Below are 25,707 nucleotides of genomic sequence, written 5' to 3'. Positions count from 1 at the left end.
GGCCGGCCTGGCGGGCCTGTTGATGGCGACGCTGGGTGCGGCGCCCTCCCAGGCCTCCGCCTCCGCCACCGTCGACAACGCGGCCTGTCGCCCCGACGGCATGTACCAGACGCCCGGCGTCGACGTCCCCTACTGCAGCGTCTACGACACCGAGGGCCGCGAGAAGATGGGCGCGGACCACCAGCGCCGCATCATCGGCTACTTCACCGGCTGGCGCACCGGCAAGGACGGCACGCAGCCCTACCTGGTGAGCGACATCCCCTGGGACAAGGTCACCCACCTCAACTACGCGTTCGGGCACATCGGCAGCGACAACAAGCTGTCGGTCGGCGACGACAACGACAAGAACGAGGCCACCGGGATCTCCTTCCCGGGCGTGCCCGGCGCCGAGCTCGACCCGACGCTGCCCTACAAGGGCCACTTCAACCTGCTGACGAAGTACAAGAAGCAGTACCCGAACGTCAAGACCATGATCTCGGTGGGCGGTTGGACCGAGACCGGCGGCTACTTCGACTCCGCCGGCGACCGGGTCAACTCCGGCGGCTTCTACTCGGTGACCACCAACCCCGACGGAAGCGTCAACCAGGCGGGCATCGACACCTTCTCCGCCTCGGCGGTCGACTTCATCAAGAAGTACGGCTTCAACGGCGTCGACATCGACTACGAGTACGCGACCTCGATGAAGGACGCGGGCAACCCGCAGGACTGGACCCTCGCAAACGCCCGGCGCGGCTCGCTGGCCAAGGGCTACGCGGCGCTGATGAAGACGCTGCGCGAGAAGCTGGACCGGGCCGGCGCCGCCGACGGCAAGCACTACCTGCTCTCGGTCGCGGCCCCCTCCTCCGGGTACCTGCTGCGCGGCATGGAGACCTACCAGCCGGCGCAGTACCTCGACTACGTCAACATCATGTCGTACGACCTGCACGGCGCCTGGAACAAGTACGTCGGCCCGAACGCCTCGCTGTTCGACGACGGCAAGGACGCCGAGCTGGCGTCGGCCAACGTGTACGGCACCAGCCAGTACGGCGGCATCGGCTACCTGAACACCGACTGGTCGTACCACTACTTCCGCGGCGCGATGCCGGCCGGCCGGATCAACGTCGGCCTGCCGTACTACACCCGCGGCTTCAAGAACGTCACCGGTGGCACCAACGGCCTCTGGGGCACCGCCGCCGCGACCAGCTGCCCGGCCGGCTCCGGCCTGACCGCGTGCGGTGACGGCGCCGTCGGCATCGACAACATCTGGAACGACAAGGACACCGCGGGCAAGGAGTCCCCGGCCGGGTCGAACCCGATGTGGCACGCCAAGAACCTGGAGAAGGGCGTCGTGCCCGACTACCTCTCCAAGTACGGCCTGAGCGACACCGCGCTGCAGGGCACCTACGCCCGCAACTACAGCTCCAGCCTGGTGGCCCCGTGGCTGTGGAACGACACCAAGAAGGTCTTCCTCTCGACCGAGGACGAGCAGTCGGTCGGCGCGAAGGCGGACTACATCGTCAACCAGGGCGCCGGCGGCGCGATGATCTGGGAGCTCGCGGGCGACTACAAGTGGGACGCGGCCGCCAACGGCGGCAAGGGCCAGTACGTTCCCGGCTCGACGCTGACCTCGCTGATGTACGACAAGTTCAAGGCCGCCCCGGCGTACGGCGCGACCCGTTCGACGATCGCGCTGCCGCAGCAGACCCTGCCGATCGACGTGTCGTTCACCAACTTCGCGCTGGGTGACTCGAACTACCCGATCAACCCGAAGATCCACATCGTCAACAACTCGACGCTGACCCTGCCGGGCGGCACCGAGTTCCAGTTCGACTACAGCAACTCGGCCCCGGGCAACGCCAAGGACCAGTCCGGCTTCGGCCTCCAGGTGATCCGCCAGGACCACACCGGCAGCAACGCGGGCGGCCTCAAGGGCACCTACAACCGCGTCTCGGTGAAGCTGCCGGGCTGGCAGTCGCTGGCGCCGGGTGCGTCGATCGACATGGACTTCACCTACTACCTGCCGGTCTCGACCCCGTCGAACTGGACGGTCAACGTCGCCGGCACGCTGTACGGCCTGAAGGGCGACCTGACCCGCGGCGCGACCGGCGGCACCTCGTCGCCGAGCCCGACGCAGTCGCCCACCGCCACGGCCTCGCCGACCGCGACCGCCACGGCTTCGCCCACCGCCACGGCGACCGCCTCGCCGACCGCCACGGCCACCTCGTCCCCGACGGCGACCTCCTCGCCGACCTCGGGTGCCTGCACGGGCGCGCCGAGCTGGGACGCGGGCACCACCTACGCGGCCACCACCAAGGTGTCGTGGAAGGGCCACTACTACCAGAACAAGTGGTGGACCAAGGGTGACGACCCCAGCGCCAGCGGCGCCTGGGGGGTCTGGAGCGACCTCGGGGCCTGCTGATGACAGCGGCTCGCTGAGGTGAGAAACGGCGGTGGCGGTGTACCCGGTCGGGGGGTGCACCGCCACCGCTCCGTTGTGCGGCCGCCCGGTGGGGCGCCGCCGCCGGGGCTCAGGCCGCGTCGACCTTGAGGTCGCGCAGCAGCTTGGCGACGTGCCCGGTGGCCTTGACGTTGTACAGCGCGCGCTCGACCTTGCCCTGCTCGTCGACGATCACGGTGGAGCGGATCACGCCGACGTAGGTGCGGCCGTAGTTCTGCTTCTCGCCGTACGCGCCGTACGCCTCCAGGACGGCGTGGTCCGGGTCGGAGAGCAGGGTGACCTTGAGGTCCTCGGTCTCCCGGAACGTGCCGAGCTTCTCCGGCTTGTCCGGGGAGATGCCGATGACGTCGTACCCGGCGCCGGAGAAGGCCTCCAGGTTGTCGGTGAAGTCGCAGGCCTGCTTGGTGCACCCGGGGGTGAGCGCGGCCGGGTAGAAGTAGACGATCACCTTGCGGCCGAGGTGCTCGGCCAGGGACACCTGGTTGCCGTCGGCGTCGGACAGGCTGAAGGCAGGCGCGGTGTCACCGGTCTGGAGGCGCTCGCTCACGGTGGGACTCTCCTGGTGGGTGGACGGCTGGTCGTACCACGGCAAACTTACCCCCGATGGTGGGTGGGGCCGCGCGTGCCCGCGTGCCAGCTGACAAACTGGGTTGGTCGCACAGGACAACATCAGTGAATTGGGGTGGCCCGAGTGGGCGAGGCGAGTACGAAGGACCAGGCGGCGCGGACGACCGCCCAGATCGAGGCGGACATCGCGCGTACCCGTACCCAGCTGGCGGCGACCCTGGACGAGCTGGCCGTGCGGGTCCACCCGAGCACCATCACCGCCCAGGTCAAGGCGAAGGCCGTGGCCGCGGTGGAGGAGAAGGCCGGCCGGGCGTACGTGGCGGCCAGTGGGGCCGTGGAGAAGGCCAAGGCGCAGTTCGTGGACGAGAAGGGCCGGCCGCGCAAGGAGCGGATCGTGCCGGCCGCGCTGGTGGGCGTGGGCCTGGTGCTGCTGGTCGCCGCGTCCCGCAAGCGCCGCAAGGACTGATCCGCCGGGTTGCACGGGGCCGGGCGCGGGTGTGCCCGGCCTCCGGCATGTCCGGCCCGGCTCCGGCCCCCGGTCCGGGCCCCGGTCCGGGCGCTGGATCGGGCGCCGGATGCGGGGTCCTTCGGATGTCGGGCCAGCGTCACGCCGGGCGCCCGGGAGCGGTACCGTCGGGGCGTGAGTACGAACCACGAACCGACCAGGCAGTCCGAGCGGTCCCAGCAGCCCGAGCAGGCCGAAACGCCGCGGCACGACCGGCTGGGCGAGAAGCTCCCGATCAAGATGCTGCACGACCGGGTCCTGGTGAAGACCGAGGGCGCCGAGGGCGAGCGCCGCTCGACCGGTGGCATTCTCATCCCCGCGACCGCCGAGCTCAGCAAGCGGTGCACCTGGGCGGAGGCCGTGGCGGTCGGCCAGAGCGTGCGGTCCGTCGAGCCGGGCGACCGGGTGCTCTACGACCCGGAGGACAAGCTGGAGGTCGAGGTGCGCGGCGCGACCTATGTGCTGCTGCGCGAGCGCGACCTGCACGCGGTGGCCGCGATGCGCTTCGGTGATGCGGAGGGCTCGACGGGGCTCTACCTCTGAGCAGAGGGCGGTCCGAGGGGCGGGCCGAACGATTCGAGTGGTCCGGACGGCGGGCCGTCACGCCGGGTGCGTGGCGGCCCGCCGCTGTCGGTGGCGGGCGCTAAGGTCCCGCCATGAGCAGCCGAGTGCCCTCGATCAGCGATGAGCAGCGCCGTGCCAGGCTGGGGCGGCGCCATCTCCTGGCGCCCGCCGGGCGGGCGGCCACCGTGGAGGAGGTGGCGGACGCGGTGGTCGGCCTGCACGCCACCGATGCCGCCACGGTCTACCTGTCGGCCTGTGCCCGGCTGGCCGAGCCCTCGGCGGCGGAGGTGGAGCGGGCGCTGTACGAGGACGTCACGCTGGTGAAGCTGCTGTCGATGCGGCGGACGATGTTCGCGGTGACGGAGGGCTTCGCGCCGTATGTGAGCTCCTCGACGGCGCGGGCGATCGCGGCGAAGGAGCGGGCGACGCTGCTGAAGCACCTGGCGGAGTTCGCCGAGGGCTGGAGCGAGCAGCGGCTCGCCGAGACGGAGCAGGCCGTGCTGGCCGCGCTGGAACGGCGCGGTGAGGCGACGACGAGTGAACTCGGCGAGGACGTCCCGGCGTTGCGCGAGACGATGCTGATGGCGGCGGGCAAGCCGTACGAGGCGAAGCAGAGCGTCGGCAGCCGGATGCTGCGGCTGCTGGCCTCGGACGGGCACGTGCGCCGGTGCCGTCCGCGCGGTTCGTGGTTGAGCAGCAGCTATCCGTGGGCGCCGGTGGCGCAGTGGCCGGAGGTGCCGGTGCGGGAGGCGAAGGCCGAGGTGGTGCGGCGCTGGCTGGCCGCGTTCGGGCCGGCCACCGTGGAGGACGTGAAGTGGTGGACGGGCTGGACGCTCGGGGACACCCGTAAGGCGCTGGCCGACGTCGGCGCGGAGGAGGTGGCGCTGGCGGGCGGTGCGGCCGGGCTGGTGCTGCCGGGGGACGCCGGGGCGGTGCCGGAGCCGGAGCCCTGGGCGGCGCTGCTGCCTGGGCTGGATCCGAGCATGATGGGCTGGCGCGGGCGGGACTGGTACCTGCGACCGGAGGACGTCCCGGCGCTGTTCGACCGGGCGGGCAACGCGGGGCCGACGCTCTGGTGGTGCGGCCGGGTGGTGGGCGGTTGGGCGCAGCGCCCCGATGGCGAGGTGGTGTGGCGGCTGCTGTCGGACGTCGGGGCCGAGGCGCGGGCGGCGATCGGGGTGGAGGCGGCGCGGTTGTCGGGGTGGCTGGGCGGGGTGCGGGTGACGCCGCGGTTCCGGACGCCGTTGGAGCGCGAGCTGGTGGTCTGACGCGCGCCTGCGCCCTGCGGCCCGGGTTTCGCGCGGCGGGTCGGGGCGGGGGGTCAGGGCGTGGGCGGGGCCGCCGGGCTGGTCGCGGGGGCGGTCGGGCTCGGCCGGTCGGTGGGTTTGGTCGGGGTCGGCCGGGGCGCGGGGGTGGTCTCCCGGGTGGGGGTGGGCTTCGGGGGCTCGGCGGGTTCCGGGGTGAAGCCGGGGGCGGTCGCCGGTTCGGGGTCCGGGGTGTGCTCGGTGGGGGCGGCCGGCGGTTCGGTGCCGGGGGGAGGCGTGCTGACGGGCCTGCTGACGGGGGCGGTGGCGCTGGGCGCGGCGGCGGTGGCGGTCGAGCTGGGCGTCGGTGTGGGGGAGGGGCTCGGGCTGGCACTGGCGCTCGCGGTCGGGGTGGCGCTCTGGGTGCTGCCCCGGCTCGGCTGGAGGTCGAACTGCCGTACTTCGGTGCCGTCGAGGGCGTCGGCCATGTAGGCCGTCCAGATCTCGGTGGGGAACGCGCCGCCGTTGATGCGGGTGAGTCCGGCGGTGCCGGTCAGCGGCTCCTTGGCGTGGGTCTTCGGGTGCTCGCGGAACATGCCGACGGTGGTGGCGAGTTCGGGGGTGAAGCCGGCGAACCAGGCGGACAGGTTGGAGTCGGTGGTGCCGGTCTTGCCGGCGGCCGGGCGGTCGAGGCCGAGGGCGGCGGCGCCGGTGCCGCGCGGGCTGACGACATCGCGCAGGACGTCGGTGACGGCGTCGGCGGTGCCCCGGTCGAGGGCGGCGGTGGCGACGTGGGCGGGCATCTTGGGGACGTCGACGGAGCCGCCCGAGGTGGCGCGTTCGAGCGTGAGGACGGACCAGGGGGTGTACGCCTCACCGTGGTTGGCGAAGGCGGCGTAGGCGCCGGCCAGGTTGAGGGCGCTGGGGGTGGCGGTGCCGAGGGTCATCGAGCTGTTGGCCGGGTCCATGCCGGGGACGTTGTCGGGGATGCCGAGCCGGATGGCGGTCTCCCGGACGTGGGCGAGCCCGGCGTCGACGCCCTCCTGCGCGTAGACGGAGTTGACGGACTTCACCATGGCGTAGCGCAGGGTGATGTCGCCGTAGTCGATGTCGTCCTCGTTGGGCGGCGCGTACGGGGTGGGGCCGTCGGTGACGGGTCGCTCGCTGGTGCCGTCGTAGCGGGTCTCGGTGGTGATGGGGCGGCCGTCGCCGCTGCTGCGCCCGGAGTTGAGGCCGGCGGCGAGGTCGATGGGCTTGAAGGTGGAGCCGATCTGGTTGTCCTGGCGCAGTGCGTCGTTGTAGGGCTGCCTGGCGTAGTCGGGGCCGCCGTAGACGGCGACGACGCGGCCGGTGGCGGGTTCGACGGAGGCGCCGGCGACGCGGACGTCGGTGTCGGTGGTGGGCCGGGCCCGGGGGTCGAGTTCGTCGGTGAGTTCCTGCTGGACGGCGTGGGCGAAGGCCTCCTGGCGGTCCTTGTCGAACGTGGTGGTGATCCGCCAGCCGCCGGCCTTGAGGGTGGCGGTGTCGATGGTGCCGGAGGAGACGAGGTAGTCGTCGGCGACGCCGACGAGGTAGCCGGCCTGGCCGCCGAGGCCGGTGGCGGGCTGCGGGTCGATCGGGTCGGGGAAGGTCTGGGCGGCGCGGTCGGCCGGCTGCAGGAAGCCGAGTTGGACCATGCCGTCGAGGGTGTAGTTCCAGCGGGCGACGGCCTTCTCGCGGTTGGCGGGGGTCGCGGTCTTGACGTCGTAGGCGCTGGGGGCCTGGAGCAGGGCGGCGAGGTAGGCGCCCTGGGCGAGGCTGAGCTGGGAGGTGTCGACGCCGTAGTAGGCGTGGGCGGCGCTCTGGATGCCGTAGGCGTTGCGGCCGAAGTAGCTGCTGTTGAGGTACCCGGCGAGGATCTGGTTCTTGTCGAGCTGCTGGTCGACCTTGAGGGCGATGAGGAGTTCGCGGCCCTTGCGTTCGATGGTCTTGCTCTGGGTGAGGTAGTAGTTCTTGACGTACTGCTGGGTGATGGTGGAGCCGCCCTGCATGCCCTTGCCGGTGAGGGTGTTCCAGCCGGCCCGGACCATGCCCTTCAGGTCGACGCCGCCGTTGCGGTAGAAGGTGCGGTCCTCGGCGGCGACGACGGCGTGCTGGGTGTCGAGGGGGATCTGGGCGATGGTGACGTCGGTGCGGTTGACGGCGCCGGTGCGGGCGATCTCGGTGGTGCCGTCGGAGTAGAGGTAGATGTTGTTCTGGGCGACGGCGTGGGCGTTGGCGTCGGGCACCGGGACGATCAGGTAGAGCACGGCGAAGGAGCCGACGGCGAGGAGCAGGACGGCGGTGAGGGCGCCGAGGGTGACCCGCCAGGTCGGCAGCAGCCGGCGCCACAGCGGCAGGGCGCGGCGGGCCTGGCGGCGGGCGGCCCGTTTGGCCTGGCGGCGGGTGCTGTGGTCTGCCCTCATGGTCATGCCGCGATTATGTGCTATTTGATCCGTGATCAGGCGCTGGAAAATACGGGTGCGTGGCGTGATCGGCGACGGTACGGTGAAAGGTGCAAACCATATAGCGCACCCGGTTTCGTGCGTCCGTCGTGTCCAGCTCCGCCCGCGTGGCCCGGTACCCCCGGGTCCGGCCGGTCGGGGCCGTTCCGGCGTGCGCCGAGGCCTGGGCGGTGTGTGCCGATGCCCGGGCGGGTCGGCGCCGGCGCCTGGGCGTCGGTGTCCGCTCGGGCGCTTCCACCTGCCCATATTTGTCGACAAGGAGACAATATGCCGAATGCTGTGCCGGCTGCGACGCAGCTCAGGCCCCCTCCGGATACCGGCGGCACCGCCCGCCTCTATCTCGCCGTCGCGAGCGGGGCCTTCCGCCGCTACTCCACCTACCGCGCCGCCACCCTCGCCGGCGCCTTCACCAACACCGTCTTCGGCTTCATCCTCGCCTACACCTTCCTGGCCCTCTGGCAGGCCCGCCCCGGCCTCGGCGGCTACGACCAGAGCGAGGCCGTCACCTACATCTGGGTCAGCCAGGCCCTGCTGGTCACCGTCGCGGTCTGGGGCGGCGGCTTCCAGGACGACGTCCAGGACCGCTTCCGCAGCGGCGACATCGCCGTCGACCTCTACCGTCCGGTCGACTTCCAGGGCTGGTGGCTGGCCACCGACCTCGGCCGCGCCGCCTTCCACCTGCTCGGACGCGGTGTACTGCCGATGCTCGCGGGCGCGCTGGTCTTCTCGACCCGGCTGCCCGAACAGCCGCTGACCTGGGCGGTGTTCGTGCTCTCCGTCCTGCTGGCGGTGGTCGTCAGCTTCGGGCTGCGGTTCCTGGTCTCGCTCACCGGCTTCTGGCTGCACGACTCCGAGGGGGTGCGCTCGGTGATGCTGGTGGTGTCGATGTTCTTCTCCGGAATGCTGCTGCCGCTCGCCCTGTTCCCCGGCTGGCTCGGCTGGATCGCCCCCGCGCTGCCGTGGGCCGCGCTGGTGCAGGTGCCGACGGACGTCTTCCTGGAGCGGAGCTCCGGCGCGGAGCTGCTCGGCGAACTCGGCTTCCAACTGGCCTGGGCGCTGGTGCTGCTGGCCGCGGGCCGCGCGGTACAGCTGCTCGCCACCCGCAGGGTGGTGGTCCAGGGTGGCTGAGACGACCCTCGGCCGCACCCGGTGGGCGCTGCGCGCCTGGTGGCTCACGGCCGGGATGTGGACCCGCTCGATGATGTCCTACCGGGCGTCCTTCGTACTGATGCTGGCCGCGAGCCTCTGCGTGACCTTCCTGGACTTCGTCGTCGTGCTGCTGATGTTCCAGCACACCGACACGCTCGGCGGCTGGACCCTGCCCGAACTCGGCTTCCTCTACGGCACCTCCGGCTTCGCGCTCGGCATGGCCAACCTGCTGGTCGGCAGCGTCGAGGGCCTCGGCCAGCGGATCAACGCCGGGACGCTGGACACCATGCTGATCCGCCCGGCCCCGGCGCTCGCCCAGGTCTGCGCCGAGCGCTTCTCGCTGCGCCGGCTCGGCCGGCCGCTGCAGTCGCTGGCGGTGCTGGTCTGGTCGCTGCCCGCCCTGGACGTGGCCTGGACCTGGGACCGGGTACTCCTCGTGCCGGTGCTGCTGGTCTGCGGGACGGCCATCTTCGGGGCGGTCTTCGTGGGCTTCGCGACCCTCCAGTTCTGGTGGGGCGAGGCCAGGGAGATCCAGAACGCCTTCACCTACGGCGGCGCGACCCTGCTGCACTACCCGCCGACCGTCTTCGCCAAGGAACTGGTGGCGGGGGCGGTGTTCGGGGTGCCGCTGGCCTTCGTCAACTGGCTGCCCGCCCTGCACATCCTCGACCGCCCCGACCCGCTCGGGCTGCCCGTCGCCTTCCAGTACGCCTCGCCGGTGGCCGCCGTGGTCAGTTGCGCCGCGGCCGGCCTGGCCTGGCGGGCGGGCCTGCGCGCCTACCGCGGCACCGGAAACTAAGGAGTCCCCATGGCACTGATCGAACTCGAGGACGTCCGCCGGACCTTCACCGTCCGGGCCAGGACCGGTCGGCTGCGGCGCGAGAAGCGCGAGGTACGGGCCGTGGACGGGCTGAGCTTCACCGTCGAGGCGGGGGAGTGCGTCGGCTACATCGGCCCCAACGGCGCGGGGAAGTCGACCACCATCAAGATGCTCACCGGCATCCTCGTCCCGACCAGCGGGCGGCTGCAGGTGGCGGGCGTCGACCCGGCCCGCGAACGGGTCGACCTCGCCCGGCGGATCGGCGTCGTGTTCGGGCAGCGGACCACGCTCTGGTGGGACCTCCCGCTGCGCGACTCCTTCGAACTGGCCCGCCGGATCTACCGGATCCCCGACCCGCGCTACCGGGCCAACCTCGACCGCTGCGTCGAACTGCTCGACCTGGGCGCCCTGCTGGACACCCCGGTCCGCCAGCTCTCGCTCGGCCAGCGGATGCGCGGGGACTTGGCGGCGGCGCTGCTGCACGACCCGCAGGTGCTGTACCTGGACGAGCCGACGATCGGCCTGGACGTGGTCAGCAAGGGGCGGGTCCGGGAGTTCCTGCGCGAGGTGAACCGCGAGCAGGGCACCACGGTGCTGCTCACCACGCACGACCTGACGGACATCGAGCAGCTGAGCGACCGGGTGATGGTCATCGACCACGGCCGGGTGGTCTACGACGGCGGCCTGGAGGGGCTGCACGCGGCCGGCGAGAGTGAGCGGACCCTGGTGGTGGACCTCGCCGAGGCCCGCCCGGCGATCGAGGTCGCCGGGGCCAGGGTGGTGAAGGTCGACGGGCCCCGCCAGTGGCTGGCCTTCCCCGCGCAGGCGAGCGCCGCGCCCATCGTCGCGGCGGTCGCCGACCGGTACCCGCTGGTCGACCTGTCGGTCCGTGAGCCCGCCATCGAGGACGTCATCGCGCGGATGTACGCCGAGGTGGCGATCGGCTGAGGTGAGGCGTTGGGAGCCCTGGAGTCGAGGGGTTGGCGGGGGCCGCCCCGGGACGGCTCGGCCTGAGCCGGCCCGGGGCGGCCGCACGGCCGCGCCTCAGCGGACGGTGGCGGCCACGGCCTGCCGCGCGGCGGCCGCGAGCTCGTCGTCCGCCTTCTCCTCACCCACCCAGGCGAGGTGGCCGTCCGGGCGGACGAGAACCGCCCGGACGGCCGACCACTCCGGCCGCGGATCGGCCAGGGCGGCGGCGTGGCAGGGGATCCCGAGCGGCTCGCCCGGCTCCTCGCGCAGGTCGAGCAGGACGTGCCGGCCGTCGCGGAGCAGCCCGAAGAGGGTGCTGCCGCCCCCGGTGAACGCCAGGTCCGGGGCGCGGCTGCCGGTCAGCGGATGGGCCTCGGGGTCGGTCGACGGGTAGGCGACCGCGAGGGCGGAGAGCCGGCCGGCCAGGTTGGCCGAGAACTCCGGCACCTCGGCGATGAGTTCGCTGAGCAGGGTGCGCAGCGCCTGCCCCTCCGGGGTGTACGCGGTGACCAGCGCCGTCTGCGCGCGGGTGATCAGCAGGAGGTCGGCGCCGACGGGGTGGCGCTCGGCGTGGTAGCTGTCGAGCAGGCCCTCGGGCGCGGTGCCGGCCACCTCGGCCGCGAGCTTCCAGCCGAGGTTGGTGGCGTCCTGGATGCCGACGTTCAGCCCGGCGCCCCCGGCCGGGAAGTGCATGTGCGCGGCGTCGCCGGCCAGCAGGACGCGGCCCGAACGGTACTGGGCGGCCTGGTGGGTGGCGTTGCCGAACACCGAGAGCCAGTGCGGGTCGCGCATCCCGAAGTCGGTGCCGGCGATCCGGGTGACCTTGGCGCGCAGGGCCTCGATGGTGAGGTCCTCGGGCCGCTCGGCGCGGACGTAGTCGGGGTCGCCGCCGAGCAGGCGGTGGACGCCGCCGGGGAGCGGGAGGACCATCACCCCGCCGTTCTGGCCGGAGACGTTGAGCGGCCGCGCGGGCGGCTCGTCCAGGACGACGTCGCCGAGCCAGCCCCACGTGGTGGTGCCGGTACCGGGGAAGTCGATCCCGGCGGCGGTGCGGACGGTGCTTCTGGTGCCGTCACAGCCGACCACGTAGGCGGCCCGCAGCCGCTCCTCGCCGTCCGGGCCCGCCACCTGCACGGTCACCCCGTCGGCGTCCTGGGCGAGCCCGGTGACGCGGTGACCGCGCAGCACCCGGGCACCCGAGGCCACGGCGTGCTCCTCCAGCAGTTCCTCGGTGCGGGCCTGGGCCAGCGCCAGGGTGAACGGGAACGGCGTGTCGAGCGACCGGAAGTCCACCCGGTCGTCCAGCAGGGCGAAGTGGCCGTCGGGCAGCGGCCGGCCGGAGGCGACGAAGCGGTCCACGATGCCGCGGAAGGCCAGCACCTCGAGGGTGCGCGGGTGGACGGTGAGCGCCTTGGAGTGCGGGTCCCGTTCGGTGCGGGCCTCCAGTACCGTGACCGGGACGCCGCCCAGCCGTAGCTCGGCCGCGAGCCAGAGGCCCACCGGCCCGGCACCCACCACGATGACCTGCTCCATTGTCTTTCCCTTCGTCGATACGAGAGCGCGCCCCGCGACACCCGCCGGCCCCGGGTGCCCTCGTCGGCTCCCCGTGGTGCGACACCCGCCGTCCCCCGTGGTGGTGGCCCCGGCGTGGATTCGACCGCCCGCCCGTGCGGCCGTACGGCAGTTCACCTTCCTCACCCGTGCGGGTGGCGGACGTGACCCCTTGGCACATGGCCGAGTTGACGTTGCATCGCTCGACGGAATGTAGTTGAAGGGGCAGCGCCCGATGACCGTACCCGACGTGACCGTGGTGATCGCGGTCTACAACACCATGCCGTATCTGACCGCCTGCCTGGACTCGCTCGTCGGGCAGACCATCGGGCCGGCGCGCATGGAGGTGGTCGCGGTCGACGACGGCTCGACGGACGGCGGCGGGGCCCTCCTGGACGACTACGCGGCCCGCCACCCGGGTCTGTTCACGGTGCTGCACCAGCCGAACTCCGGCGGCCCGGCCGCGCCGACCAACCGGGGCCTGGCCCTCGCCCGCGGCCGGTACGTGCTCTTCCTCGGCGCCGACGACTGGCTCGGCGCCGAGGCGCTGGAGCGGATGGTGACGGCCGCCGACACCTGGGGGTCGGACGTGCTCATCCCCAAACAGGTCGGCGTGAACGGGCGGTTGGTCCCGCAGGGCATCTTCGCCGCCACGGCCGCCTCGGTCGGCTTCGAGGACTCCGCGCTGGCCTGGGCGCTCGCCGACACCAAACTGTTCCGGCTGGAGCCGATCAGGCGCCACAATCTCGCCCGCAACGAGGACTTGAAGGTCTACTCGGACCAGCCGTTCACCCTGGCGGCCTGTCTGCGGGCCGGCCGGATCTCCGTCCTCGCCGACTACGACTACTACTTCCTGGTGCTGCGCGAGGACCTCGGCAACGTCACCCAGCGGGCCGGCTCCCTGGACCGGCTGCGCGGGGTCGCCGCCGTCCAGTGGGTCGCCGCCGAACACGCCACTCCGGGGCCTCAGTTGGACGCCATCAGGGCCCGGCACTTCGGCTGGGAGGTGCCGCAGCTGCTCCAGGCCGACCTGCTGCGCCAACCCGAGGAGCTCCAGGACCGGATCTGCGACGGGGTCGCCGACCTGGTACGGCAGTTCGGCGCCCGCGAGGTGTACGACCGGCTTCCGGTGGCCGACCGGCTGCGGCTCGAACTCGCCGCCACCGGAAGGATCGAGGCCCTTCGGGAGCTGATCCGGTACGAGGCCGGGCACGGCGACCCGCCGGTCGTGGTCGACGGGCGCCGCCACTACGCGGGCTACCCGGCCTTCCGGGACGCCGCACTCGCCCTGCCCGACGAGCTGTTCCTGCTCGCCGAGGCGCCGCCGGACCCGCCGCCCCCCACCCTGGTCCAGCAGGTCTGGCGCGGCGCGGTGCCCGCCGTCCTGCGCCGCAGGCTGCGGCGCTACCCGGCCTGGCGGCGGCTGGCCGCGAGCGTGAACGGAGGCCGGCGGTGAGCCCGGTGAGCCCGTTGGACATCTGCGTGGTCGGCCTCGGCAAGCTCGGGCTGCCGCTGGCCGTCCAGTTCGCCGCCAAGGGGCACCGGGTGACCGGCGCGGACATCTCGCCCGAGGTGGTGGCCTGCGTCAACCTGGGCCGGCCGCCGTTCCCCCGGGAGGCGGGCCTGGACGAGGCGCTGAAGCGGGTGGTGGCCGAGCGGCGGCTGCGCGCCACCACCGACACCACCGCCGCGGTGGCGGGCGCGCAGGCCGTCGTCCTGGTCGTCCCGCTGATCACCACCGCCGAGGGCGCCCCCGACTTCGCGCTGCTGGACGCGGCCACCGACGCGGTGGCCGCCGGGCTGCGCCGGGGCGCCCTGGTCAGCTACGAGACCACCCTGCCGGTCGGGGTGACCAGGGGCCGCTGGGCGCCGCGGCTGGCGGCCGGCTCCGGGCTCGTCCCCGGCCGGGACTTCGCCCTGGTCTTCAGCCCGGAGCGGGTCCGCACCGGCCGGGTCTTCGCCGACCTGCGGCGCTACCCCAAGCTGGTCGGCGGCATCGACCAGGCGGCCACCCGGCGCGGCGCCGAGTTCTACCGCGAGGTGCTGGACTTCGACCCGCGCCCCGACCTGGAGCGGCCCAACGGCGTCTGGGAGCTGGAGTCGGCGGAGGCCGCCGAGTTCGCCAAGCTCGCCGAGACCACCTACCGGGACGTCAACATCGCCCTGGCCAACCAGTTCGCCCGCTACGCGGACCGGGTCGGGGTGGACTTCGCGGCCGTCGCGGACGCCTGCAACTCGCAGCCGTTCAGCCATCTGCACCGGCCGGGGATCGCCGTCGGCGGCCACTGCATCCCGGTCTACCCGCGGCTCTACCTGTGGAACGACCCCTCGGCGACGGTGGTGCGGGCGGCGCGCGAGGCGAACCTGGAGATGCCGGCCTACGCGGTCGGGGTGCTGGAGGGGGCGCTGGACGGCGGCCTGGCGGGGCAGGGCGTCCTGGTGCTCGGCGCCTCGTACCGGGGCGGGGTGAAGGAGACGGCCTACTCCGGGGTGTTCCCGCTGGTCGAGGCGTTGCGGGCGGCCGGTGCGCGTCCCCATGTCGCCGATCCGCTCTACCGCGCGGACGAGCTGGCGGCCCTCGGGCTGCCCGCGTACGGCGGCGAGCCGCTGGTGGCGGCGGTGCTCCAGGCCGACCACCCGGAGTACCGCGATCTGGCGCCCGCCGACCTGCCGGGTGTGCGGGTGCTGCTGGACGGGCGCCGCTGCACCGATCCGGCCCGCTGGGCGGAGCCGGGGGTGCGCCGGATCGTCCTGGGCGGCACCTGACGGGCGGGTGCGGGTCGGCGGGGGCCGGCTCTGTTCGGTTCTGTCCGGCGGGGCCGGCCGGGCCCGCCGGGCGGAGCGGGAGGGGGCGTGTGAGCCGCCGTCACGGCGCGCGGGGGCGTCAAACAGGGTGAGGCCGTCCGCTCGCGCCGGGCAGCGGGCAGACTGGCGGGGTGAGTGACGAATCCTTCAGCGGGACCGGCCCCGGGGTCCGGTTCACCGCGGCCGACGAGGAGAAGCGACACGGCGTCCGCCGGATGAAGACCATCGCGACCGGCCTGCTGGCCTTCGCGACCCTGGTCTTCGTCCTGGCCACCTGGGCGAAGGCGGCCGGCGCCGGGTCCTGGGCGGGCTACCTGGCGGCCGCCGCCGAGGCCGGCATGGTCGGCGCGCTCGCCGACTGGTTCGCCGTGACCGCGTTGTTCCGCCGCCCGTTCGGCCTGCCGATCCCGCACACCGCGATCATCCCCACCAAGAAGGACGCCTTCGGCAAGTCGCTCGGCGACTTCGTCGGCGACAACTTCCTCGCCGGGCACGTGGTGCGCGGCCGGCTCGCCGCCCTGGGCATCGCCCGGCGGCTGGGGGAGTGGCTCGCCGCCCCAGGCAGCGCCGAGCGGGTCACCAAGGAGGCCTCGGCGGCGCTGCGCGGCGTGCTGGCCGTGCTGCGCGACGAGGACGTGCAGGCGGTCGTCGGCGAGGCGGTCACCCGGCGGGCCGCCGCCACCTCGGTGGCCGAGCCGATGGGCCGGATGCTCGGCAAGGTGGTCGCCGACGGCGGGCACCACGGCATGGTCGACCTGGTCGCGGTCCGGGCGCACGACTGGCTGGCCGAGAACCACGAGGAGGTCGTCCAGCGGGTCACCCAGAAGACCCCGGGCTGGACGCCGAAGTTCCTCGACCACCAGGTCGGCGAGCGGGTCTACAAGGAGCTGATGCGGTTCGTCACCGACATCCGGGACGATCCGGACCACGCCGCGCGCGGCGCGGTCGACAACTTCCTCGCCGACTTCGCCACCGAGCTGCAGACCGATCCGGAGACCATCGCCCGGGTCGAGCGGGCCAAGGCCGAGCTGCTGGCCCGCTCCGAGGTGCAGGACCTGATCGCCTCCACCTGGGCCGCCGTCCGCACCCTGGTGCTGCACGCGGCCGAGGACGAGGACGGCGAGCTGCGCCGGCGCATCCGCGATGGCGTGCGCAGGTTCGGTGAGCGCCTGGCGACGGACGCGAAGCTCCAGGCCAAGGTGGACGGCTGGCTCCAGGACGCCGCCCAGTACCTGGTGGACACCTACCGGGCCGAGATCACCTCGCTGATCTCCGACACCGTGGCGGGCTGGGACGCCGACGACGCCTCCCGCAAGATCGAGGCCAACGTGGGCCGCGACCTGCAGTTCATCCGGATCAACGGCACCGTGGTCGGCGCCCTGGCCGGACTGCTGATCCACACCGTGGCGGTCGCGCTCGGGGGGTGAGCCCCCGGGTGTGCCTATTCTTGCGAGCACCACCGATACGCGCGTAGAGGAAGAAGGGCACCACCGTGGTCCAGCCGGACGGAAGTCGGATCGGAAACCCCGCAGGGAACCGTGGCATCGAGGCGTTCATCGCCGGCATGCCCAAAGCAGAGCTGCACGTCCACCACGTCGGATCGGCCTCGCCCCGGGTGGTCGCCGAACTGGCCGCCCGCCACCGCGGCCAGTCCAAGGTGCCGGTCGACCCGGCGGCCCTCGCCGAGTACTTCACCTTCACCGACTTCGCCCACTTCATCGAGGTCTACCTCAGCGTCGTCGACCTGATCCGCGACGCCGAGGACGTCCGCTCGCTGACCTACGGCGTCGCCGAGGACATGGCGCGCCAGAACATCCGCTACGCCGAGCTGACCATCACCCCGTACTCCTCGGTCCGCCGGGGCATCCCGGACGTCGCCTTCATGGAGGCGATCGAGGACGCCCGGATCCGCGCGGAGAAGGAGCTCGGCGTCGTCCTGCGCTGGTGCTTCGACATCCCCGGCGAGGCCGGCCTGGCCTCCGCCGAGGAGACCGCGCGGCTGGCCGTCGACCTCGCCCCCGAGGGCCTGGTCAGCTTCGGCCTCGGCGGGCCGGAGATCGGCGTGCCGCGCCCGCAGTTCAAGCCGTACTTCGACCGGGCCCGGGCCGCCGGCCTGCACAGCGTCCCGCACGCGGGCGAGACCACCGGCCCGGAGACGGTCTGGGACGCGCTGCGGCTGCTCGGCGCCGAGCGCATCGGCCACGGCACCCAGGCGGTCAAGGACCCGGCGCTGATGGACCACCTCGGCGAGCACCGCATCCCGCTGGAGGTCTGCCCGACCTCCAACATCGCCACCCGGGCGGTGGAGCGGATCGAGGAGCACCCGATCCGGCAGATGGTGGACGCCGGCCTGCTGGTCACCGTCAACAGCGACGACCCGCCGATGTTCGGCACCGACCTGAACACCGAGTACGCGGTGGCGGCCCGGCTGCTGGACCTGGACGAGGCGGGCGTCGCCGCACTCGCCCGCAACGCCGTCGAGGCGTCCTTCCTGGACGCGGGCGGCAAGGCCCGGATCGTCGGCGAGATCGACGCCTACCTGGCCGGGTGGGACCGGGGCTGACGCTCCTCCGGGGCCCGGTCCACCGCTGGGCTGATGGCCCAGCCTGCTGCAGTATCGACCGCCCCGCCGGGCTCTCCGGCGGGGCGGTCGTGCGTCTCCGGGGTGCCGGGTGCCGGGTGCCGGGTGCTGGGGTGCCGGGGTGGTGCGCAGGGGTGTGCCTTGGCGTGCCGCGGTGGGCCGTGGCGCCACTCTTTCGAGTGGTGGCGCCATAATGGCTTCACATGGCGCCATGAGTGTGCCATCCTTGCGGCATGGACCTCACGCCGTACGTCGACAACCTCCGGCACGAGCTCGCGGTGGCCGCGGGCGCGGGCGGGGACGAAGCCCGCGCCCTGGCCGAGCGGCTCACCAGCCCGCTGGAGTCGGCCGTCCGGCTTACCCTGCTCAACGCCCTGTCCGCCGCCATGGGCGAGGTCACCCGGGAGCTGGCGCCCGGCTCGGTCGATGTGCGGCTGCGCGGGCTGGATCCCGAGTTCGTGGTGACGCCGCCGCCCCTCTCGGAGCCGTTCGAGGAGGAGGGGGAGCCGATGGCATCATCCATGGCGCCAGCGGTGGCGCCACCGCTGTCGGGCGAGGCCGACGACAGCGGCACCGCGCGGATCAACTTCCGGCTCCCCGCCCATCTGAAGACCAGGGTCGAGGACGCCGCCGGGCAGGAGGGCCTCTCGGTCAACGCCTGGCTGGTCCGGGCCGTCGCCACCGCCCTGGAGCCGGGCGAGCCTACGCGGCCCGGAGGCCGGGCCCGGCGCGGGACGGGCCAGGGCTACACGGGCTGGGTCCGTTAGGGCCGCTCCGGCTGAGGAGCCACCCGAGCACGTCATCTTCACCCCGCTGACCAGCGGGAAAGCAGAGCAAACGCACACCGAGCCAGGAGGACGGGACAGCCATGCCTACTTTCGACACCCCCGAGCCGATCACCGCGACCCTTGAGTTCGAGATGGGGACGGCCCGGATCACCGCGGGCAAGCGCCTCGACACCGTGGTGGAGGTGATCCCGACCGTCGCTACCGAGGAGGCCGACGTCCGGGTCGCCCAGCAGACCACCGTGACGTACGAGGGCGGCCGACTGCTGGTCAAGGGCCCCAAGCGGCGCACGCTGTTCGGCCGCCCGGGGTCCGTCGACATCAGCGTCGAGCTCCCGGCCGGCTCGGAGGTCCTGGGCACCTCGCAGCTGGCGGGCTTCACCTGCAAGGGGCCGCTCGGCGAGGTCCGGCTGAAGACCTCCCTCGGGGACATCAGGGTCGCCGAGGCGGCGTCCGCCCGCCTCAAGACCGACCACGGGGACATCCAGCTGGATTCGGTGACGGGTGACGCCGAGGTGACCGGGTCGGGCCACGTCGAGGTCGCCCGGGTCGGCGGCGAGGCGACCGTCAAGAACACCAACGGCGAGACGTCGATCGGAGAGATCCACGGGGCGCTGACGGCCACCGCCTCCAACGGCCGGATCACCATCGGTGTCGCCCACGCCGGGATCGAGGCGCAGACGGCCAACGGCGCCATCCGGATCCGTGAGGTGGCGCGGGGCAGGGTCACCCTCCTGACCTCCGCCGGCGACATCGAGGTCGGCATCCGGGAGTCCACCGCCGCCTGGCTCGACGTGCACACCAAGGTCGGCAGTGTGCGCAACTCGATCGGCCCGAGCGAGGCGCCCGGCGCCGAGGAGGAGTCCGTGTCGGTGCGGGCTCGCACCTCCGTCGGCGACATCACCATCCGGCGTGCCTGAGCCGCCGCCACCCTGCACCGCGTGAAGGGGGACCACTCATGACCACCACACTCACCGCCGCCTCGGCGATCTCCGTCTCCGGGCTGCGGAAGTCCTACGGGGACAAGACGGTGCTCGACGGCGTCGACCTGGACATCCCGGAGGGCACGGTCTTCGCCCTGCTCGGCCCGAACGGCGCGGGAAAGACGACCGCCGTGCAGATCCTGTCCACCCTGATCCCGGCGGACGCCGGGGTGATGCGGGTGGCCGGACACGACCTGGTCCGGGAGGTCGACGGCGTACGCGCCGCGATCGGCGTCACCGGCCAGTTCTCGGCGGTGGACAACCTGCTCACCGCCGAGGAGAACCTGCTCCTGATGTCGGACCTCAACCACCTCCGCCGTCGGGAGGGGCGGAGGCGGGCGGAGGAACTGCTGCGGCGGTTCGACCTGACGGAGGCGGCCAGAAAGCCGGTCGTGACCTTCTCGGGAGGGATGCGGCGCAAGCTCGACCTGGCGATGACGCTGATGGGGGAGCCGCGGGTCATCTTCCTGGACGAGCCGACCACCGGGCTGGACCCGCGCAGCCGGCGGACGATGTGGGAGATCATCCGCGGGCTGGTGGCGGACCAGGGCGTGACGGTCTTCCTGACCACGCAGTACCTGGACGAGGCGGACGAACTCGCGGACCGGATAGCCGTCCTGGACGGCGGCCGGATCGTCGCCGAGGGCACGGCGGAGGAGCTGAAGCGGCTCGTCCCGGGCGGCCGGATCCGGGTCCGCTTCGCCGATCAGGGGAGGCTCGACGAGGCGGCCGCGCTGTTCGACTACGCGGCGCCCGACCGGGAGGCGCTGACCCTGGACATCCCGGGGGACAACTCGATCGTGACGGTGAAGGCCGTCCTGGACGTCTTCGACAACGCGGGCGTCCGGGCGGAGTCGCTCACGGTGGAGACGGCCGACCTGGACGACGTGTTCCTCACCCTGACCCAGGAGGGCGGCAGGCAATGAGCATCGCGACGAGCCATGCCGTCGGCGACTCGCTGACGATGCTGCGCAGGAACCTCAAGCACGCGCTGCGGTATCCGTCGCTGACCTTCGCGGTCGTGATGATGCCGGTCATGATGCTGCTGCTGTTCAACTACGCCTACGGCGACGCGTTGGGGGTGGGGATCGGGGGCGGGGAGTACATCGACTACGTCACGCCGGGGATCGTGCTGATGGCGGCCACATCGGGGGCGCTGGTGACGGCGATCGGGGTGTGCATGGATGTGACGGAGGGGATCGTCAACCGCTTCCGGACGATGGCCATATCGAGGTCGGCGTTCCTGACGGGGCATGTGGTCGGCAGCCTGATACAGACGATGATCGGGCTGGTGCTGGTGGTCGCGGCGGCGTTCGCGATGGGCTTCCGTCCGAATGCGAGCCCGGTGGAGTGGCTCGCGGCTGCGGGGCTGCTGGTGTTCGTGACGCTGGCGCTGACGTGGTTGTCGGCGGGCATCGGACTGGTGGCGAAGACGGTGGAGAGCGCGAGCAACATCCCGATGCCGCTGCAGTTCATGCCGTTCATCGGGAGCGCGATCGTCCCGCCGGACTCGATGCCGACGGCACTGAGGTGGTTCGCCGAGTACCAGCCCTTCACGCCGATCATCGAGACGCTGAGGGGGCTGCTGATGGGGACGCCGATCGGCAGCAGCGCGGTGAGCGCACTGGGCTGGTGCGTGGCGCTGACGCTGGTCGGCTACGTCTGGGCGAAGAGGGTCTTCCACCGCCCGGCGAAGTGAGCGACTGGAGAAGATGGAAGGGCCCTCCGCCGATGAGGCGGAGGGCCCTTCGCGCGTTGCCGGTCAGACGTCGAACTCACCGTTGCGGATGCCGGAGAGGAGGTCGCGCCATTCGTCGGTGGTCAGTTGGGCGATGGCGGAGGGGCGGAGGCTGCTTCGGACATAGACGGCGTCATGGGTGACAGCCACCTCTGCGCAGTTGTTTCCATCGCCACACGCACCGGGCTTCCGCCAAGCGAGCTCTTCCATGAGTCCCCTCACACGTTGTTCACGATGCTTGAGATGAGGTCGCGCGACTCAGCGGGTCCGAGGGCGCGGTCTCGCATCGCCCCGATGATGTTCCGGTAGTTGTCTAGCTGGTTCACCTCGGTAAGAAATGCGGGCGATCCTACGGTATCAAGTTGAACGGTATCCAGGCGGGGTACGGGACCGCGCGCATACATGACCGCTTGGCCTGCGCCTTTGAAGCCTCCGGCCCGGAACTCCAGCACGCGTACCGTTACGTTGGGCAGATCGGACAGCGTAAGTAGGTGCTTGAGCTGCATGCGGGCCGTGGTAGGCCCTCCGAACTCCATTCGCAGAGCGGCTTCATGCACGATCGCCTCATACTCGATTGGCTTGCTTTGAGTGAGAAGTTGCGATCGGCGCAGCCGATTCTCGACCCTAGCCTCGATGTTCAGCGGCCGAAGAGGCGGATAGACCTCACGGAATATCTCTCGCGCCGTGTCCTCGGTCTGCATCAGACCTGGCACGTGGCAGATCTGGTAGGTCATGAGGCCGTGAGAGTAGTGCTCCACCTCTGAGATATCGAGTATCCCGGCAGGGACCAGCCCCCGGTGCTCCTCCCACCACCCCTTGGTTCTGTCCGCAGCCATGCTGGCCAGCGTGTCGATGTACTCGGAGCTGCCCTCTTCGTACTCGCTGGCGAGTGCAATCACACGCTCGGCCGTAATCGGGTAGGTGCCCTGCTCGATCAGTGTGATCTTGCTTCGGTCCACGCCGAGGACGGCAGCGGCCTCTCCTGCCGTTCGGCCGGCGGCATCTCGCATTTTTCGCAGCTCGATGCCCACCCGCCTGCGGCGGACGGTTGGGGTAGGTGGCATCCCCTAAGCATCCACCTCGACAGCTGGGGCAGTCCAGCCAGCTGGACGACACATATTCTATCGACTGGCTGGTAAATGTGCCACCCTCTGCTCTACAGTCTGTGATGCACCGATCACCGGACGGGTAGTCAGTAACGTCCAATACCTCGGCAGTTGGTACCGGCTGCCCGGGCACCGAAGAGCACCCGCATGCGGTCCTCCCAGCTCCGCGACGGGCTTGCTCACGGCGACACCCTCACCGGTGTGCCCCCTCTACACCGCAGGGAGATTCCCCGTGTGTAACCTCAACACCCCTTCCCTCGCCCTCGCCCGGCAGGCTCTGCACGACGCCATGACGCGTGGCGGGTGGGACTCCGACGCCATCTTCGGCGCCGAACTCGCCCTCGCCGAGCTGATCGTCAACGCCTGGCGGCACGGCCGGACGGCCTCCCCGGTGGTCCTGGTCGTCATCCTCGGCGGCACGCTGCGGGTCTCCGTCTCCGACGAGAGCTCCGAGCTCCCCGAGCAGCGGATCCCCGCCGACCTCGCCGAGTCCGGGCGGGGCCTCCAGTTGGTGGAGGGCTTCACGCACCGTTGGGGCGCCGAGCCCCGCAAGCGCGGCAAGGACATCTGGTTCGAGCTGGACTGCGCCGCGTGAGCGCCCTTCAGCCGGTCGAGCCGGCCGACCCCGGGATCCGCCTGCTCGCCGAGCGCCAGGTGGCCGAGATGATCACCGAACTGCGATCCCTCGGCAAGGAGTTCGGCATCCTGCTGCCCTCCGTCACCACCCACAGCGTCGTCGACGGCCGGGTGCTGGTCTCCTTCGGCAACGGTCCGACCAGCACCGTCATCAACCTCCTCGCCCTCCTGCGGCACTACAAGCAGGCGATGGGTTCCTCGTGAGCAACGTGATCCACCTGGTGACGGCCGCCGTCCACGCGGGCACCACCACTGTCCCCTACCTGGCTGTCGAGCCCTCCCCGGACTGCGCCGTGCAGGTCCGCCTGGCCGTGGACGAGCCCGTCGGCGCGGACCCGGACGAGCAGCTCGTCTTCCGCCTCACCCGCGAGCAGGGCGAGGACCTCATGCACGGGCTGGCCTGGCAGCTCGGCTGGCGCTGTGGAAGGCCGCTCCTCACCGCGCCGAGGCCGCCGTGCTCGGACTACTGATCCTCAACATCCTGGCCGCCCTCCTCGGCGCCCTCTGCCAGGACCGGACGGAGGCCCTCCACCACCGCACCGCCACCCCCGGTGCCGACTCCGTCGGCATACGCGACTGACCGAACCAGGCCCGGTGCCTCGGGGGCGCTGCACAGGAAGTCGGGCAGGCCGACTTCCTGTGCAGTCTTGGGGCGGCCGCCGTGCGGCCGCGCCGACCACGCGGTGCCGGGGGTCAGATCAGCGCCACCTGCGGCACCGGCGCGGTGCCGCGGTGGAGCCAGGCACGCTCGGCCGCCGACCAGGTGGTGGTGGTCACCAGGTAGATCCCGGCGGCCAGCGGCACCAGCGCGGCGAACAGCACCGTGCCGAAGGACAGGTACGGCAGCAGGCCCAGACCCGGCTGCGGGGTGGCCTGCTTACCGGCCGGCAGCGCGGCCTGGGTGGCGGCCTGGGCCGCGGCCGCCTTGCGGGCCCGGCGGAATCCGACGTAGCCGACGGCGGCCAGGGCCGCGTACAGGAGGCCGAACACCACCAGCTGTCCGGCGCCGTGCGCGCCGCCGACGTGCAGACCGAGCGGGACCCCGAACACGGTGTGGCCGAGCAGGTCGTTCGGGGTGGTGAACAGGCGGTACATCACCGAGAAGAACGGAATCTGCACCAGCATCGGGAGGCAGCCCGCGAACGGCGAGGCCTTCTCCTTCTTGTACAGCTCGGCGAGCGCCGCCTGGAGCTTCTCCGGCTTGCCCTTGTGCTTGCGGTTCAGCTCCGCGATGTGCGGCGCCAGCCGGGCGCGGGCCTTCTCACCGCGCGCCGCCGCCCGGGCCAGCGGGTGCAGGGCGAGTCGGACGCAGACGGTGAACAGGACGATCGCGAGCGCGGTCGGCAGGACCTGCGCGAGGGCGGAGACGACATCGTGGGCCAGGCCGACGGCCGGGTCGAGCAGCGAGAAGACGGACATGGTGAAGCGAGCCCTCCGGGGTCTCAGGAAAACGAGTACGAGACGGAGGACGGCCGCGAACGGTGGAGCTCGGGGGGTTACGCGGCCGCCGGGGCCGCACCGGGTGCCCTGGGGCGTCGTTTGCCCCGGGCGTCCGGATCACGCTGCGGAAGGAAGGCCGTGTGCAGGGCCCGGCGCCGCAGCACCCCGGCCCGTACCGACGCCGGCGCCCGCGCGCCCAACAGCCGCGCCCCGGCCAGCGTCCCCGCCACCGCCCCGGCCAGCAGCACCACGGCTGCCGTGGCCGCGACCGAGGTGAGCGTCCCACCCTCGGTCAGCAGCTCCCCACTCAGCACCCGGAGCAGTCCGAGCAGCATCGCGATCACACTCACGCGTCCCGCCCTCCTCACTTCTCCGGTCACCGGGCATCCGGGCACTTCGACGCTTCGACGCTTCGACGCTTCGACGCTTCTCGCGTCAGACACTGAGGACGATGGTACGTCCCCGCGGGTTCCCGGGTCAGGGGGTGTTCACGGCGTGCACCCTCCAGAGCCCCCTCCTGTGCCGGGTCGATGGTCGGACGTTAACGCACGGTCCTTCCGGGCGTAGGGCGATTGCCGATGCCCGTGCCGTAGCCACCGGGGCTACGCGGGGCTACCTTGGAGGGATGAAGACGATTACCCAGCGGGAGTTCCGGAACAACTCCGCCTCGGTGATGGATGCGGTCGAGGCGGGGGAGACCTTCCACATCACCAGGAACGGGGTCGAGGTCGCGGAGCTGCGGCCGGTCGCGGGTCGGCGGCGGTTGAGTGCGGAGGAGCTGGTGGCCCGGCACGTGAAGCTGCCGCGGGTCGACTACCAGCAGATGCGCAAGGAGGCCGAGGAGTACTTCGGGCCCGAGGAGCTGGTGGGGGACGAGGGCGACGACCCGTTCGAGCGGCGGCGTGGCTGAGCGCCGGCGGGCGCCCCGGCGGCGGCCGGCCGGGGTGCTGGACACCTGTGTCTACATCGACCTGGCGCTGCTCAGCCCGGCCGACCTGCCGGCCGTGCCCGAGCTGACCGCGATCACCTTCGCCGAGCTGCAGCAGGGCGTCTCGATGGCGCGGGACCCGGTCAGCCGGGCGGCGCGGCTGGAGGTGCTCGGGGCGGCGATGGCGGACTTCGATCCGCTGCCGTTCGACGCGGCCGCCGCCTCCCGGTACGGCACGCTGGTCACCCTGACCATCGCCGCCGGGCGCCAGCCGCGCCCGCGCCGGATCGACCTGATGATCGCGGCCGTCGCCTCCGCCCACGGGTTGCCGCTGTACACGCGCAACGTGGCGGACTTCCGCGGGCTGGGCGCGGCCGTCGAGGTCATCGGGATCTGACGGCCGGGCCCGTGGGCGG

28 protein-coding genes are annotated in these 25,707 nt (G+C 72.2%); 21 read left to right on the top strand and 7 right to left on the bottom strand.

The genetic code is table 11. The features are described from left to right. Nucleotides 1–22 precede the first annotated feature (22 nt). On the top strand, nucleotides 23–2,398 hold the full coding sequence (locus tag ACIGZJ_RS24420; protein ID WP_396459296.1) for a chitinase C-terminal domain-containing protein: 2,376 nt from the start codon (nucleotides 23–25) through the stop codon (nucleotides 2,396–2,398). A 109-nt stretch (nucleotides 2,399–2,507) separates the two neighbouring features. On the opposite strand, the gene bcp is transcribed toward ACIGZJ_RS24420, so the two are convergent. Then, on the bottom strand, nucleotides 2,508–2,984 hold the full coding sequence (bcp, locus tag ACIGZJ_RS24415) for a thioredoxin-dependent thiol peroxidase (protein ID WP_396459213.1): 477 nt from the start codon (nucleotides 2,982–2,984) through the stop codon (nucleotides 2,508–2,510). 144 nt (nucleotides 2,985–3,128) lie between these two features. On the opposite strand from bcp, the gene ACIGZJ_RS24410 reads away from it, so the two are divergent. The 3 genes from ACIGZJ_RS24410 to ACIGZJ_RS24400 all read left to right on the top strand — a co-directional run bounded on the left by ACIGZJ_RS24410 (nucleotide 3,129) and on the right by ACIGZJ_RS24400 (nucleotide 5,341). After that, nucleotides 3,129–3,470 carry a DUF3618 domain-containing protein gene (locus tag ACIGZJ_RS24410; RefSeq protein ID WP_392938864.1) on the top strand — a complete coding sequence of 114 codons (342 nt, stop codon included), beginning with the start codon at nucleotides 3,129–3,131 and terminating at the stop codon, nucleotides 3,468–3,470. A gap of 279 nt (nucleotides 3,471–3,749) precedes the next feature. Beyond that, complete coding sequence (locus tag ACIGZJ_RS24405; protein WP_380264418.1) at nucleotides 3,750–4,052, top strand: GroES family chaperonin; 303 nt, start codon at nucleotides 3,750–3,752, stop codon at nucleotides 4,050–4,052. A gap of 113 nt (nucleotides 4,053–4,165) precedes the next feature. Further along, nucleotides 4,166–5,341 carry a winged helix DNA-binding domain-containing protein gene (locus tag ACIGZJ_RS24400; protein WP_396459212.1) on the top strand — a complete coding sequence of 392 codons (1,176 nt, stop codon included), beginning with the start codon at nucleotides 4,166–4,168 and terminating at the stop codon, nucleotides 5,339–5,341. A 53-nt stretch (nucleotides 5,342–5,394) separates the two neighbouring features. Here ACIGZJ_RS24400 and ACIGZJ_RS24395 read toward each other — a convergent pair whose 3' ends face one another. Continuing rightward, nucleotides 5,395–7,767, bottom strand: coding sequence for a transglycosylase domain-containing protein (locus tag ACIGZJ_RS24395; RefSeq protein WP_396459211.1), 2,373 nt, complete (start codon nucleotides 7,765–7,767; stop codon nucleotides 5,395–5,397). Between the two features lie 300 nt (nucleotides 7,768–8,067). Between ACIGZJ_RS24395 and ACIGZJ_RS24390 the strand changes: the two genes are divergently transcribed. From ACIGZJ_RS24390 to ACIGZJ_RS24380, 3 genes are read left to right on the top strand one after another with little or no spacing between them, the layout of a single operon-like run. Continuing rightward, the gene (locus tag ACIGZJ_RS24390; RefSeq protein WP_396459210.1) at nucleotides 8,068–8,928 is read left to right on the top strand and encodes an ABC transporter permease; all 861 of its coding nucleotides are present in this window, start codon (nucleotides 8,068–8,070) and stop codon (nucleotides 8,926–8,928) included. Continuing rightward, nucleotides 8,921–9,748, top strand: coding sequence for an ABC transporter permease (locus tag ACIGZJ_RS24385; protein WP_396459209.1), 828 nt, complete (start codon nucleotides 8,921–8,923; stop codon nucleotides 9,746–9,748). Before ACIGZJ_RS24390 ends, ACIGZJ_RS24385 begins: the two co-directional genes overlap by 8 nt. 9 nt (nucleotides 9,749–9,757) lie before the next feature. After that, nucleotides 9,758–10,717: an ATP-binding cassette domain-containing protein gene (locus tag ACIGZJ_RS24380; RefSeq protein ID WP_396459208.1), complete on the top strand. Its 960-nt coding sequence runs from the start codon at nucleotides 9,758–9,760 to the stop codon at nucleotides 10,715–10,717. A 96-nt stretch (nucleotides 10,718–10,813) separates the two neighbouring features. On the opposite strand, the gene ACIGZJ_RS24375 is transcribed toward ACIGZJ_RS24380, so the two are convergent. Then, a complete protein-coding gene (locus ACIGZJ_RS24375) occupies nucleotides 10,814–12,271 on the bottom strand; it encodes an FAD-dependent monooxygenase (RefSeq protein WP_396459207.1) in 1,458 nt (485 codons plus the stop codon). A gap of 253 nt (nucleotides 12,272–12,524) precedes the next feature. On the opposite strand from ACIGZJ_RS24375, the gene ACIGZJ_RS24370 reads away from it, so the two are divergent. The 8 genes from ACIGZJ_RS24370 to ACIGZJ_RS24335 all read left to right on the top strand — a co-directional run bounded on the left by ACIGZJ_RS24370 (nucleotide 12,525) and on the right by ACIGZJ_RS24335 (nucleotide 21,142). Next, the gene (locus tag ACIGZJ_RS24370; protein WP_396459206.1) at nucleotides 12,525–13,745 is read left to right on the top strand and encodes a glycosyltransferase family 2 protein; all 1,221 of its coding nucleotides are present in this window, start codon (nucleotides 12,525–12,527) and stop codon (nucleotides 13,743–13,745) included. Between the two features lie 14 nt (nucleotides 13,746–13,759). Then, nucleotides 13,760–15,055: a nucleotide sugar dehydrogenase gene (locus ACIGZJ_RS24365; protein WP_396459295.1), complete on the top strand. Its 1,296-nt coding sequence runs from the start codon at nucleotides 13,760–13,762 to the stop codon at nucleotides 15,053–15,055. A gap of 170 nt (nucleotides 15,056–15,225) precedes the next feature. After that, the gene (locus tag ACIGZJ_RS24360) at nucleotides 15,226–16,521 is read left to right on the top strand and encodes a DUF445 domain-containing protein (RefSeq protein WP_396459205.1); all 1,296 of its coding nucleotides are present in this window, start codon (nucleotides 15,226–15,228) and stop codon (nucleotides 16,519–16,521) included. Nucleotides 16,522–16,610: 89 nt separating this feature from the next. Next, nucleotides 16,611–17,657, top strand: a complete 1,047-nt coding sequence (locus ACIGZJ_RS24355; protein WP_396459294.1) for an adenosine deaminase — start codon at nucleotides 16,611–16,613, stop codon at nucleotides 17,655–17,657. Between the two features lie 251 nt (nucleotides 17,658–17,908). Then, on the top strand, nucleotides 17,909–18,442 hold the full coding sequence (locus tag ACIGZJ_RS24350; protein ID WP_396459204.1) for a hypothetical protein: 534 nt from the start codon (nucleotides 17,909–17,911) through the stop codon (nucleotides 18,440–18,442). Between the two features lie 101 nt (nucleotides 18,443–18,543). After that, nucleotides 18,544–19,380 (top strand): DUF4097 family beta strand repeat-containing protein, encoded by an 837-nt coding sequence (locus ACIGZJ_RS24345; protein ID WP_396459203.1) that lies wholly within the window; start codon nucleotides 18,544–18,546, stop codon nucleotides 19,378–19,380. Between the two features lie 38 nt (nucleotides 19,381–19,418). Beyond that, nucleotides 19,419–20,369: an ATP-binding cassette domain-containing protein gene (locus tag ACIGZJ_RS24340; protein ID WP_396459202.1), complete on the top strand. Its 951-nt coding sequence runs from the start codon at nucleotides 19,419–19,421 to the stop codon at nucleotides 20,367–20,369. Beyond that, nucleotides 20,366–21,142, top strand: coding sequence for an ABC transporter permease (locus ACIGZJ_RS24335; protein ID WP_392938883.1), 777 nt, complete (start codon nucleotides 20,366–20,368; stop codon nucleotides 21,140–21,142). The genes ACIGZJ_RS24340 and ACIGZJ_RS24335 overlap by 4 nt, the downstream gene beginning before the upstream one ends. 63 nt (nucleotides 21,143–21,205) lie before the next feature. On the opposite strand, the gene ACIGZJ_RS24330 is transcribed toward ACIGZJ_RS24335, so the two are convergent. Together ACIGZJ_RS24330 and ACIGZJ_RS24325 are read right to left on the bottom strand one after the other, a co-directional pair. After that, complete coding sequence (locus ACIGZJ_RS24330; RefSeq protein ID WP_396459201.1) at nucleotides 21,206–21,391, bottom strand: DUF397 domain-containing protein; 186 nt, start codon at nucleotides 21,389–21,391, stop codon at nucleotides 21,206–21,208. 8 nt (nucleotides 21,392–21,399) lie between these two features. After that, nucleotides 21,400–22,212 carry a helix-turn-helix domain-containing protein gene (locus ACIGZJ_RS24325; protein ID WP_396459200.1) on the bottom strand — a complete coding sequence of 271 codons (813 nt, stop codon included), beginning with the start codon at nucleotides 22,210–22,212 and terminating at the stop codon, nucleotides 21,400–21,402. A gap of 307 nt (nucleotides 22,213–22,519) precedes the next feature. On the opposite strand from ACIGZJ_RS24325, the gene ACIGZJ_RS24320 reads away from it, so the two are divergent. Genes ACIGZJ_RS24320 through ACIGZJ_RS24305 form a run of 4 tightly spaced genes read left to right on the top strand, consistent with a single transcriptional unit; the run spans nucleotide 22,520 to nucleotide 23,503 of the window. Further along, nucleotides 22,520–22,882 (top strand): ATP-binding protein, encoded by a 363-nt coding sequence (locus ACIGZJ_RS24320; protein ID WP_396459199.1) that lies wholly within the window; start codon nucleotides 22,520–22,522, stop codon nucleotides 22,880–22,882. Then, complete coding sequence (locus ACIGZJ_RS24315) at nucleotides 22,879–23,127, top strand: hypothetical protein (RefSeq protein WP_396459198.1); 249 nt, start codon at nucleotides 22,879–22,881, stop codon at nucleotides 23,125–23,127. The genes ACIGZJ_RS24320 and ACIGZJ_RS24315 overlap by 4 nt, the downstream gene beginning before the upstream one ends. Then, on the top strand, nucleotides 23,124–23,393 hold the full coding sequence (locus tag ACIGZJ_RS24310) for a hypothetical protein (RefSeq protein ID WP_396459197.1): 270 nt from the start codon (nucleotides 23,124–23,126) through the stop codon (nucleotides 23,391–23,393). The genes ACIGZJ_RS24315 and ACIGZJ_RS24310 overlap by 4 nt, the downstream gene beginning before the upstream one ends. Then, nucleotides 23,378–23,503: a hypothetical protein gene (locus tag ACIGZJ_RS24305; RefSeq protein ID WP_396459196.1), complete on the top strand. Its 126-nt coding sequence runs from the start codon at nucleotides 23,378–23,380 to the stop codon at nucleotides 23,501–23,503. Before ACIGZJ_RS24310 ends, ACIGZJ_RS24305 begins: the two co-directional genes overlap by 16 nt. 113 nt (nucleotides 23,504–23,616) lie before the next feature. On the opposite strand, the gene ACIGZJ_RS24300 is transcribed toward ACIGZJ_RS24305, so the two are convergent. After that, a complete protein-coding gene (locus tag ACIGZJ_RS24300; protein WP_396459195.1) occupies nucleotides 23,617–24,342 on the bottom strand; it encodes a YidC/Oxa1 family membrane protein insertase in 726 nt (241 codons plus the stop codon). Between the two features lie 77 nt (nucleotides 24,343–24,419). Then, nucleotides 24,420–24,713 carry a DUF6412 domain-containing protein gene (locus ACIGZJ_RS24295; protein WP_392938897.1) on the bottom strand — a complete coding sequence of 98 codons (294 nt, stop codon included), beginning with the start codon at nucleotides 24,711–24,713 and terminating at the stop codon, nucleotides 24,420–24,422. Between the two features lie 275 nt (nucleotides 24,714–24,988). On the opposite strand from ACIGZJ_RS24295, the gene ACIGZJ_RS24290 reads away from it, so the two are divergent. Both ACIGZJ_RS24290 and ACIGZJ_RS24285 read left to right on the top strand, forming a co-directional pair. Beyond that, entirely contained in the window at nucleotides 24,989–25,273 is a 285-nt protein-coding gene (locus ACIGZJ_RS24290) for a type II toxin-antitoxin system Phd/YefM family antitoxin (RefSeq protein WP_396459194.1), read from the top strand. After that, nucleotides 25,266–25,688, top strand: coding sequence for a type II toxin-antitoxin system VapC family toxin (locus ACIGZJ_RS24285; protein ID WP_392938904.1), 423 nt, complete (start codon nucleotides 25,266–25,268; stop codon nucleotides 25,686–25,688). Before ACIGZJ_RS24290 ends, ACIGZJ_RS24285 begins: the two co-directional genes overlap by 8 nt. Nucleotides 25,689–25,707 lie beyond the last annotated feature (19 nt).

Origin of the sequence: Kitasatospora sp. NPDC052868, assembly GCF_044547105.1 — a bacterium.
In the GTDB taxonomy this organism is placed as follows: Bacteria; Actinomycetota; Actinomycetes; order Streptomycetales; family Streptomycetaceae; genus Kitasatospora.
This window is presented reverse-complemented; position numbering and strand designations above follow the sequence as displayed.

Coding starts and splice junctions, on each gene's coding strand:
- ACIGZJ_RS24420 (WP_396459296.1), top strand. CDS start 23: ATGGCGACGCTGGGTGCGGCGCCCTCCCAGGCCTCCGCCTCCGCCACC.
- ACIGZJ_RS24405 (WP_380264418.1), top strand. CDS start 3,750: ATGCTGCACGACCGGGTCCTGGTGAAGACCGAGGGCGCCGAGGGCGAG.
- ACIGZJ_RS24400 (WP_396459212.1), top strand. CDS start 4,166: ATGAGCAGCCGAGTGCCCTCGATCAGCGATGAGCAGCGCCGTGCCAGG.
- ACIGZJ_RS24395 (WP_396459211.1), bottom strand. CDS start 7,767: ATGACCATGAGGGCAGACCACAGCACCCGCCGCCAGGCCAAACGGGCC.
- ACIGZJ_RS24390 (WP_396459210.1), top strand. CDS start 8,068: ATGCCGAATGCTGTGCCGGCTGCGACGCAGCTCAGGCCCCCTCCGGAT.
- ACIGZJ_RS24380 (WP_396459208.1), top strand. CDS start 9,758: ATGGCACTGATCGAACTCGAGGACGTCCGCCGGACCTTCACCGTCCGG.
- ACIGZJ_RS24375 (WP_396459207.1), bottom strand. CDS start 12,271: ATGGAGCAGGTCATCGTGGTGGGTGCCGGGCCGGTGGGCCTCTGGCTC.
- ACIGZJ_RS24370 (WP_396459206.1), top strand. CDS start 12,525: ATGACCGTACCCGACGTGACCGTGGTGATCGCGGTCTACAACACCATG.
- ACIGZJ_RS24350 (WP_396459204.1), top strand. CDS start 17,909: ATGGACCTCACGCCGTACGTCGACAACCTCCGGCACGAGCTCGCGGTG.
- ACIGZJ_RS24345 (WP_396459203.1), top strand. CDS start 18,544: ATGCCTACTTTCGACACCCCCGAGCCGATCACCGCGACCCTTGAGTTC.
- ACIGZJ_RS24340 (WP_396459202.1), top strand. CDS start 19,419: ATGACCACCACACTCACCGCCGCCTCGGCGATCTCCGTCTCCGGGCTG.
- ACIGZJ_RS24335 (WP_392938883.1), top strand. CDS start 20,366: ATGAGCATCGCGACGAGCCATGCCGTCGGCGACTCGCTGACGATGCTG.
- ACIGZJ_RS24330 (WP_396459201.1), bottom strand. CDS start 21,391: ATGGAAGAGCTCGCTTGGCGGAAGCCCGGTGCGTGTGGCGATGGAAAC.
- ACIGZJ_RS24300 (WP_396459195.1), bottom strand. CDS start 24,342: ATGTCCGTCTTCTCGCTGCTCGACCCGGCCGTCGGCCTGGCCCACGAT.
- ACIGZJ_RS24290 (WP_396459194.1), top strand. CDS start 24,989: ATGAAGACGATTACCCAGCGGGAGTTCCGGAACAACTCCGCCTCGGTG.